This is a genomic window from Yersinia similis (assembly GCF_001053095.1).
GTDB classification, from domain to species: Bacteria; Pseudomonadota; Gammaproteobacteria; order Enterobacterales; family Enterobacteriaceae; genus Yersinia; species Yersinia similis.
On record NZ_CGBP01000060.1, the window covers coordinates 1 to 5,614 of the forward strand.

Below are 5,614 nucleotides of genomic sequence, written 5' to 3' on the forward strand. Positions count from 1 at the left end.
GTTCCGTAGTTCCGTAGTTCCGTAGTTCCGCAAAAATTTCATCAACCTTCATACCAAACATCTTCATAATCGTGTTCATCAGAAATAAATTTAAACCCTGGAGCCAATGCAAGATATTTTAAAATAAAACTTGGAACAATATCATCTATATGTGAAAAATGAATTGGTTGGAAGAAGCTCTCGTCATCAGAATAGTCACCGCCCCATAGATACCATCCACAAGAGCCATTCTCTCCAGTGTGTCGCACTCCATATATAAGCTGTTTCATAAGCGAATTTATTGCAACACCTATAACTTCATCACCTGAACAAAAGAAACAAGGTGAGTTATATTTTTTACAAAGTATTTCTTGTTGTTCCCGCACTTTTTTTTCATCAATCATAGATTTTTACTTTCCTAGAATATTTTTATTTTTTATAAATGGCTAACACTTGACCACTTTGAGTGACTCTAATTTTTAGAACAATTAAAGATCTAGGTTTAATAAATATAAAAAACCGGAAATCTTTGGGGCTATCCCGGTTTTAAATACTCCACACACAGCATCATTAACTTAAAATAAACAAGAAGTTATGAAAACCAACAAGATATCAATAAATACATAGATACCGAAAGCTATAACCCGATACTTTTTAGTTCAATCTCAGAAAATGAACTTTTATCTCGGGCAAATGGCGGTTTTTTCTGCCCAGGAATTAATAGGTTATCCATGAAAATTTTATCATAAAAACTATCCCATGGATAAATACCGAAATACATTTCCAATACCCAATGGGTGTCCTTTTCTTCTTTGTCATACCACCCCCACGTTCCTGTAATGTGCTCTTCTACATTAACATTTTTGTACTCAACTTTTCTATTTCCTATTAACTTCCATTTTTTCTTAAATGGATCATCTGCAATAGTAAAAACAAAAACTGGCTTGGAAAGAGACAATTCATTTTGTCTCTCTATCAGTTCTTCAAATGTAGAGAATCTATGATTAAAAAAACCACATGTTACTGAATAATAACCTTCTTCGATACCTTCGACGAGATAGCATATATGCCCTAATGTCCACGAACCATCAACCAAAGGAATTGCATATAAATTATATAATATTGGATTGTTTTTTTTCTTTTTCTTAATCATTTTTTCATGCATCCCCCATTGTTAGCATAGCGATCATCATTCATTTCATGACGTTCATTTTCCAAGCCTGCTCCATTAGCTCCAGTTGGCCCCTCACCTGCACGAATCCAATCTTCTTCAGCTTTTGCTAGCGGATCGGCCCCTATTATGGATTGCTCTAATTCGACAAAATTATATCCTTGATGTGTTGGATCATTTTTCTTTGCTTTTCTATCATGTGCCTTTTTACGTTTTTCATAAGTTTGTTGATTCTTTGATTTACCTATATATTCTCGACCAGATCTACGATCCGTTCTTAAATAAATAATACCCGTCAACCCCAGCGGATCCACCCATCCCAGTGTATTCACCGCAAACTGGTACGGATTTAATCCGCCTTTTAGCCCTATTGGGTCCTGGCTGATAAAGACACCGCAGGCCGGATCATAATAACGGTAGCGGTTATAATGTAAACCGCTTTCCGTGTCGTAATATTGGCCCTGCATGCGCAGCGGCTGGCGCAGTTGGCTGGTACCCGTGACACTCAGTTGCCCGAACGGGGTGAACTGCGCTTCCCACACCACTTCGCCTTCGCCATCCTGCAGGCGGATCGGCATGCCGTTCGGGTCATTCTGGTAAAAATAAATCTGCTCTTCACATAATGGTGCGATTTCGCCATCTTCAGCCTCCGCAACCTGCTGGTAACGCTGCATGGCGCGGGGTTCGAAACTGTCTGGCTGATACACGTAAAACTGGCCGCTGTAGACGATGCCATCCGGTTTGTCCCAGGTTTCCGGCGTCACCACCCGGGGGGCAACTTCACGCTGCAACTCGCCCACCATCACGTCACCGTCCCACATAAACCAGGTTTCATCCTGCCACACCGGTTCGCCGCGCGAGGGGGTGTTTTTATCGATCACCCGCAGACCATCAAGCAGTTTGGTCGGCCGTTGAAGGTGCCGTTTGCCTACCCTGCGCCCTAATGCATCGTAAGTATAAGTGTGATCATGATGCTCATTTTTGATCCCTGCCAGCCGACCAACGGTATTCCAGCGCAGGGCTAACTGGCTAAACCGGTCGGTGCGCGATACCAACTGGCCCGCCTTGTCGAGCTGGTAGGCGGTGCCATTATCGTGCTGCGTGTGCCGCCCTTCCGCATTGTCAGCCACCGTGCTGAACCGGTCACCGCAGGCATCATAACGGTAGCGATGCAGCGTCCCCAGCGGATCCTGATAGCCAACAATCTGCCCCAGCACATCGTAGTGATAACGCTCACTGCCCTGCCGGCTGTCCTGCCGCTGCGTCAGGTTGCCGTGCGGGTCATAGAAGTAGTCGGTTTCACTCCAGGCCACGCCCTTACGCCGCGTCTGGTAACCCGCCAGTTGCCCGGCGGCGCTGTAACTGAGATGGTGCGACAGGCTCGGCGTCAGCCGTTGTTCGGTTAACCGGCCAATATTGTCGTAGCTGAACGCCATCGGCGTGTGGTCGTCGATCTGCTGGCTGATACACTGCCCCAGTACATCGTAACCGTAGCGGATCCGTTGCTGTACCTGAATGTCGTCCTCATCGGCATATTGCAACAGATGGCGCTGTTCAGCCTGCTGACCGGCGGCATTATAGCCATATTCCACCGTCGCACTGACCTGCGGTTGCTGCTGAATTTCCTGCGTTAACTGGCCGTCCTGATTATAGCGCCGCGTCACTGTCACCGCCGGGTTCACCGCCCCGATAAGCTGGCCCTGAACGTTATACTCGTAGCGCTCCCACGCCTGCTCATCGCCGTCGATCTGTTTCTCGGTGATGCGCCCTAATTTATCGCAGGTAACCGTCAATATCTGCCCTAACGGGTCGTGACTGCCAGTTAAATGCCCGACCGCATTGTACTGATAACGGCGGCTCTGCCCCCAGTAATCCACTTCTTCGATTAACCGCCCTTCGGCGTTACGCTTGAGTTGCCACACTTCACCGCGCTGATTTTTCACTCCGGCATGTTCGCAGAGCTAACTGGTTAACTTCAATTCAGGGAAACGCTCAATATCCCGATTATTTTACCCCCCCGTCAATAGACAAATAATATAAATAACTCAATTATTAAACACCTCAAATTAGAGTATTTATAATGTCATTAAGTAATACAAAAAAAGTTTTATTATGATAATTTCAGCCTAACAATATTTCTGGTAATTACAATTTTCATTCTAAATACGAGCTACATCACATTACTGATAAAAAAAACAGCACAGTCTAAAAAGGGTAAATAACCACATTGAATAAAACTCCATAATGGAGTAAATTTAGCTGAGTCATTTAAAACAAGGTTATCATCATGGCAACGTTAACCCGACAGCAACTTGATGCCATGAATACTAAAGACGAAATTTTTATTAAACAATTAGGCATACGTATTGCCAAAGCTCGTAAAAAGCAGCAGCTAACACAACAACAATTAGCCGACCAACTCGGTATCGCCCAACAGACAATGGCGCATTATGAAGGGGGAAGGCTAAAGATTTCAGTCGCTTTGCTTCCACAGCTAACGCAGATATTGAACCAAACCTTAGATGAATTACTGGGTTTACCCGCAGCTAAAAGAACAGGTAAACGCGGTCCAGCTTCCCGGCTGGAACAACAGATTAAAATTATTAGCCAGTTACCTAAAACCAAGCAGAAGTTTGTCTCGGATATGTTAGATACGGTGATTGGCAGTAGTGAAGAATAAGAGTAAACAGACGCGGCCTTACCATGTTGACGCACGATAAAGCCGCTAACCACAAGCAACTAAGTAGGAGTTGACTATGGCTAACACACATTCTAAGCCAAGAACCACCATTTACAAAATCTCTCAACCCGAACGTTATAGCCAAGTGGGCTATCGGATAAATAAAAGCACCCCAAATACACCTGCGATTAATCTCAGCGGTAAGTGGCTCCGTGAAGCTGGGTTTAACACTGGCCAGTCACTCAAACTACGAATTATGCCTGGCTGTATTGTCATTACAGTGCAAGATATTCGGGAGTTCTGGTATTGCCTGAAAGAATTGAGTATTGCACCGTTTGACGAACAGGCAGCTGTACAATGGATAAGACAGTATCCCGGAGGGATAAATATAGGGAACTCATTATGAGCCTCAGCATTTCTTCTTATCATGATAATACTATTCCTGAATTATTTATTTCCCGAGAAAATCTCAAAGCGGTGGGGTTTATTCCCGAGACATTATTCAAAATTAAGTTATATCGTAATGGATTGATGGTTTCACCAATTCCTGATGAAACCAATATCACCGAGCTAATGATATCGTTGGAAGAAAGCACTGATGAAGGCATTGACTGGGTGCGAGATAATGGTGGACTGTATCTGGCAGGAGAATGGCTTGTACTGAGCGGTTTAGCTGGTCAATTACTGGATATTAGCGTAATTTCTGGGCAGATAGTTATTAAAGCTAAACTTGTATAATAGAAACTACCGGAAGGATCTATCTACAGATCTCTCCGGTTTTCAAGAAAAATATAAAAAACACACTATTTTAAAATAGTTTTATTTAATAACAATTATTGGCAAGAGGGCCACCTTTCCTGCGAATACCACCATACCCCCTAATTTTAACCCCCTCTAAAATATCCAACTTTGAGCCTATACCTGCACGCCATAAAATAATATATTTATGTGAACACTTATATATCTTGATTTTTTTGATTAAATCTTTAACCCACTAAAATATTAAGTTCATTATGAAATATATATCTATTTATTATTACTAAGTTTTTTATATATTTTCTTGCATAGCTCCTTATTGGGGTGATTTTGGTGCATTCTGACAGTTTTTTTATTTTTTCAAATTGAGAGAGATCTTTCAATTTTGTTAATGCTTCAATTGAATAAATAGCAATCTCTGGATCATCTATCAGCTTAGCTAAAATAGGTGAATATTTTGTACTACCATACTTACCTAATAACATCACAAAAGACTGACACCCCTAACCATGTTTTTTTCAGTACACATTGAAGAGATACCATCGAGAAGGGCATTTTCTCCACGATATTTTTTAAAAATAGGTTCTAGTAATACATAACTTGAGTCCCAAATCACACGTTCATATCCATACCAATCAGGTGCTCCATCAACCCCCTTTATTGATATACCCGTTCCGGTAGCGACCAAGTCGCCACAGTATTGTTTAAAAGCATTAAAAATAACACTTAAACTCTCAACATTATCTAAAGCTAAAATTTCTTCATCTAATTTCTGTCTATAAATATTCATCATTTATTTAAATCAGTCATAATTATATTTAAAGGGCTTCCCGCATGTAAATCACCCCCTTAATAAAAATTCAGTTATTTAGCGCGCCAAGTCATAGAATAAGCAGACAAGTCATCATCTAAATAACACTTTAAATATAAATACAAGTTCTTTATCGTGCCTCTCCATTTACATCATATACCCGTAGTTCCGTAGTTCCGTAGTTCCGTAGTTCCGTAGTTCCGCAAAAATTTCATCA

7 protein-coding genes and 1 pseudogene are annotated in these 5,614 nt (G+C 41.8%); 3 read left to right on the plus strand and 5 right to left on the minus strand.

The window, feature by feature from the left end:
- Positions 1-41 precede the first annotated feature (41 nt).
- The 3 genes and pseudogenes from AC971_RS21045 to AC971_RS23695 all read right to left on the minus strand — a co-directional run.
- A complete protein-coding gene (locus tag AC971_RS21045; protein WP_038402002.1) occupies positions 42-383 on the minus strand; it encodes an immunity protein Imm33 domain-containing protein in 342 nt (113 codons plus the stop codon).
- Positions 384-616: 233 nt separating this feature from the next.
- Positions 617-1,132, minus strand: a complete 516-nt coding sequence (locus AC971_RS21050; protein WP_025381305.1) for a hypothetical protein — start codon at positions 1,130-1,132, stop codon at positions 617-619.
- Positions 1,129-3,096, minus strand: a pseudogene (locus AC971_RS23695) (RHS repeat-associated core domain-containing protein); the annotation flags it as partial. The pseudogene AC971_RS23695 and the gene AC971_RS21050, both read right to left, overlap by 4 nt.
- A 341-nt stretch (positions 3,097-3,437) precedes the next feature.
- Here AC971_RS23695 and AC971_RS21060 point away from each other — a divergent pair.
- The 3 genes from AC971_RS21060 to AC971_RS21070 all read left to right on the plus strand — a co-directional run bounded on the left by AC971_RS21060 (position 3,438) and on the right by AC971_RS21070 (position 4,568).
- Entirely contained in the window at positions 3,438-3,830 is a 393-nt protein-coding gene (locus AC971_RS21060) for a helix-turn-helix domain-containing protein (RefSeq protein ID WP_025381301.1), read from the plus strand.
- Positions 3,831-3,906: 76 nt separating this feature from the next.
- Positions 3,907-4,236, plus strand: a complete 330-nt coding sequence (locus AC971_RS21065; RefSeq protein ID WP_025381302.1) for a SymE family type I addiction module toxin — start codon at positions 3,907-3,909, stop codon at positions 4,234-4,236.
- Positions 4,233-4,568: a SymE family type I addiction module toxin gene (locus AC971_RS21070; protein ID WP_025381303.1), complete on the plus strand. Its 336-nt coding sequence runs from the start codon at positions 4,233-4,235 to the stop codon at positions 4,566-4,568. The genes AC971_RS21065 and AC971_RS21070 overlap by 4 nt, the downstream gene beginning before the upstream one ends.
- Positions 4,569-4,816: 248 nt before the next feature.
- Here the strand turns inward: AC971_RS21070 and AC971_RS25405 are convergent, their stop codons facing one another.
- Both AC971_RS25405 and AC971_RS25410 read right to left on the minus strand, forming a co-directional pair.
- Entirely contained in the window at positions 4,817-5,074 is a 258-nt protein-coding gene (locus AC971_RS25405; RefSeq protein ID WP_231573052.1) for a hypothetical protein, read from the minus strand.
- Positions 5,071-5,379: a hypothetical protein gene (locus tag AC971_RS25410; RefSeq protein WP_231573053.1), complete on the minus strand. Its 309-nt coding sequence runs from the start codon at positions 5,377-5,379 to the stop codon at positions 5,071-5,073. The genes AC971_RS25405 and AC971_RS25410 overlap by 4 nt, the downstream gene beginning before the upstream one ends.
- Between the last annotated feature and the right edge of the window lie 235 nt (positions 5,380-5,614).

Coding starts and splice junctions, on each gene's coding strand:
- AC971_RS21045 (WP_038402002.1), bottom strand. CDS start 383: ATGATTGATGAAAAAAAAGTGCGGGAACAACAAGAAATACTTTGTAAA.
- AC971_RS21050 (WP_025381305.1), bottom strand. CDS start 1,132: ATGATTAAGAAAAAGAAAAAAAACAATCCAATATTATATAATTTATAT.
- AC971_RS21060 (WP_025381301.1), top strand. CDS start 3,438: ATGGCAACGTTAACCCGACAGCAACTTGATGCCATGAATACTAAAGAC.
- AC971_RS21065 (WP_025381302.1), top strand. CDS start 3,907: ATGGCTAACACACATTCTAAGCCAAGAACCACCATTTACAAAATCTCT.
- AC971_RS21070 (WP_025381303.1), top strand. CDS start 4,233: ATGAGCCTCAGCATTTCTTCTTATCATGATAATACTATTCCTGAATTA.
- AC971_RS25410 (WP_231573053.1), bottom strand. CDS start 5,379: ATGATGAATATTTATAGACAGAAATTAGATGAAGAAATTTTAGCTTTA.